The sequence below is a fragment of the Streptomyces sp. NPDC001515 genome (assembly GCF_053597115.1).
In genome coordinates this window covers 1-3051 of record NZ_JBSFHN010000078.1, presented here as the reverse complement: position 1 = coordinate 3051, position 3051 = coordinate 1, and the positions used below count along the sequence as shown (strand labels likewise).

At 64.8% G+C, this 3051-nt stretch carries 3 protein-coding genes and 1 pseudogene; 1 reads left to right on the top strand and 3 read right to left on the bottom strand.

The annotated features are described in order from the left end of the window. From ACWCXC_RS37350 to ACWCXC_RS37340, 3 genes are all read right to left on the bottom strand, one after another. Positions 1 to 853: hypothetical protein (locus ACWCXC_RS37350; RefSeq protein ID WP_450891806.1), on the bottom strand; the 853-nt coding region annotated here is incomplete at its 3' end. A gap of 197 nt (positions 854 to 1050) precedes the next feature. Then, positions 1051 to 1326 (bottom strand): hypothetical protein, encoded by a 276-nt coding sequence (locus ACWCXC_RS37345; protein ID WP_450891805.1) that lies wholly within the window; start codon positions 1324 to 1326, stop codon positions 1051 to 1053. A 580-nt stretch (positions 1327 to 1906) separates the two neighbouring features. Beyond that, positions 1907 to 2269 carry a beta/gamma crystallin domain-containing protein gene (locus ACWCXC_RS37340; protein WP_450891807.1) on the bottom strand — a complete coding sequence of 121 codons (363 nt, stop codon included), beginning with the start codon at positions 2267 to 2269 and terminating at the stop codon, positions 1907 to 1909. A 108-nt stretch (positions 2270 to 2377) separates the two neighbouring features. Here ACWCXC_RS37340 and ACWCXC_RS37335 point away from each other — a divergent pair. Next, positions 2378 to 2578 (top strand): annotated as a pseudogene (locus tag ACWCXC_RS37335) (IS256 family transposase); the annotation flags it as partial. Positions 2579 to 3051 lie beyond the last annotated feature (473 nt).

The window sequence follows — 3051 nt, the reverse complement described above, 5'->3', positions numbered from 1 at the left end:
CCTGAAAGATCTCCCACAGCCTGTCCGGCACCAGACGCAGAACTATGTCCATGCCGGGAGCAACGATCCAGCACCAATCGAGACACCGTCTTAGTGACGCGCGGATACGGTCGATGAGGTCCGGGCGGGGGACGTCTGGTGCGGCTGGCACTGCCCCCACCATGATCCCCCAGTCGAACTCGCCGAGTTCATGGGCCAGATGGCGCCCGGGAATGAGGAGTTCCTCGCGGAACTCCCCCAGGGGGAACGCGCCGTCGAACTCGCCCGAAGCGCGACGGTGGATCTCGAATGCCAGATGGTTCGTGAGTCGGCCGGCAGACTCATGGCCCAGACCGCGGCAATGCTCGTTACGGAGTCGCCGCATGCGCTCCCGGAGCTGATCACGCAGTTGATACCGCTGCCTGGAATCCACCGAGATTCGTGCGCGGCCCAGCCGGTTCAGCTCGTCATCGCTCAGTCCCGCCGGCTCGTCTCGCCAGCGTCCGCGCTCCATCAACCGCTGAAGGTGATCGCGGAGCTCTTGTGGATCATCGACACTCAAGGCCCGGTTCAGCTGCACCGCCTTGGGATGGAGTCGCATGTTCGTGATCAGTCGATACGATCCTGCCCGCGGCCGTGCGCGGATCATCCGAAGCAGGATGCCGAACGCGTCAGGAGCGGACATCTCCGTACCTGAACCGCCGGACTTCACCTGTGCTGCGTGCATGCTGCCGCGGTGCTGATCGACAAGTTCGAAGTCGATTGCGTCGGGGTCCGTCGAGTCTTCATCCGGGGTGGTTGCGGGTTCGATCAGCGCTGCAGAGACTCCGGGGAAGCGGCCTTCTGCGGCATCGAGAAGCGCTTCCAGCGTCACGAGGTACTGGTATTGGAACCCATCTGCTGCCGCTTGCCCCCCGCGCTCCGCCACCCGGTGCCCCTCCCGCCCGTATGAAGGTAACCAACCTATCGGGCACCTCGGACATTGGTCTTTTGAGAGGGCGGTACGTGACGTGATGCCCGTTTCGGGCTTTCGGGTTGGGCTGTCGGGCTGGTCGTGGCCTGACTAGGCGGCTACGTCTGCGGCTTGGTGAAAAAGCCCTGCTCCGGCTCGATCAGGATGCCGCGTTCGGCCAGCCGTTTGAGCTTGAGCCGGACGTTGTTGACGTTGTTGGGGGCGATCTCCAGGTCCATCGCCTCGCAGACTGCCCGCGCCCGCAACTGGGCGTCGGCCGCAGCGAACACCGCCATGATCTGACGGTAGGCCGGATGGTTCGGCACCTTCACGGGCGGCGGTGACGGCGAGGCCGGCTCGGGCAGCGCCGGCAGCGTCTTGCGGGTGATGCGCACATCCTCGGCGGCCCGCCCGAACTCCTTCAGCTGCGCGGTGAGTCCCGCGATGCGTTCTCGCGTGGTCTCGGCTCGGGCGGCGATCTCGCGCTCTTGCCCTCCAGGCGTGCCAGCACCGCTCCCAAGGTCAGCTCACTGTCGCTCACGCGTCGCTGCGTCCCTACGAGGAGCGCCACCCCTACCGGAGTGGTGGAATCCGGTGCCTATCCGACGTGGCAGTCGGGCCACTGGCCTGCCCACCCTCAGCCACCGAAAGCGAAACGGTCCGCCGACTCCGTCGGCGGACCGTCAAGAAAGACCGAGGCTACCAAGGGGCCCGTTTGTTCATGCCCGCGACCACACCGGCATCCCTGTCTGAATGATCACCCGCACCACAGGCTTCGGACGAGATCCGGTTTGCCACACCGCACTGAGTCGATCACGACGTATCAGTGTGACGCCGCCAGCGGTCGGGGTCTTGGCGGCGACCAGGTTCGCCGGGTTATGGCGCGGGGCGCAGACTTCCTCGATCTGGCCGGGGTGGTGCAGGATCCCGTCCAGGGAGCGCGCTCAGATCGATCAGAAACTGCTGCTCAACGAATCAGACGATCCTGATCGCATCAATCCTGACGCCTCCAGGGTGGTTCGGCCAGGTGAAGGTGGTCCACTTGTCGATCGGGGTGGCAGGCTGCCACTTTCCGTCCCCGTACCACTGGACCCGGTTATTTCCAGTCCAGATCTTGTCGACCCAGTTGGTCCCCCCCGGCCTAAAGTTTGAGTACTCTCCGGCGTTGGCAAAACACTGATGGAAAGCGGTGAAGCCGGAACCGTAATCGTGATGCCAGTGGAGATGGGTGTACTCGTCGATGTTGTAGCACTCGACGCTGTCGATCGCGAACGCGGGATTCGGGACGACGATGAGCGAAGCCGCCGCGACGGCGGATACCAGTGCGGCCTTGACCACCCGTCGGTTGATACGCTGCACGTAAGTTCTCCTTGTCCTTTGTAAGGGACTGCACCGTGGACGGTGTAACTCGCAAGTATAGGGCGTCAGTTGCTGGCTGACGTGACAATGGGCGCCGGGATTGACGAGGCCGGTGTGGATGATTCTCTGGTGGCTCAGCTGGTGACCCGGGCTCAGGCCGGTGGGTTGAAGCTGACCGGCGAGGGTGGCCTGCTGCAGCAGCTGACGAAGCGGGTGCTGGAGTCGGCCCTCGAAGGGGAAGTGACCGATCATCTGGGTCATGAGCACGACGAGCGGGCCGAGGGCGGCCGGGAGAACTACCGTGTGATCGACGCCCTCATCCGCCTGCACCAGTCCCTTCTCGGACGTGATCGCCGAGCTCATCAGACCCTCCGGGCCGGGCAGCGGCGCGGACCCAGAAGGGGGAGGAGGTGCCCGGCGGCGACGGCATCGGCCGGACGTCGTAAACATCGGAGGCACCCGCGCCAAGCTGAAGCGCCTGGTCAAACTCGGCATCCTCACCGAGGTAGACGTCGGCAGCTTCACCAGGAAGCAGTAGCCGCTCAGCACCCACAGCCAGCAGCCTCACCGGGAATCGGTCATCAGCTCACGAACCGCCCTCTGAGACCGTACGGCGGCGGGCCGCACTGACACGGCGTGGCCGCGCGCGTCCCGCGCCCGCGAAGACTAACTTGATCTTTAACCTGTGCGGCGAGGTCGTGGGGTCGTCGGCTTCTTGTTCCGGGACGTGGCGGTGTCGGTTTTGCGGGCTGTGTGGACGT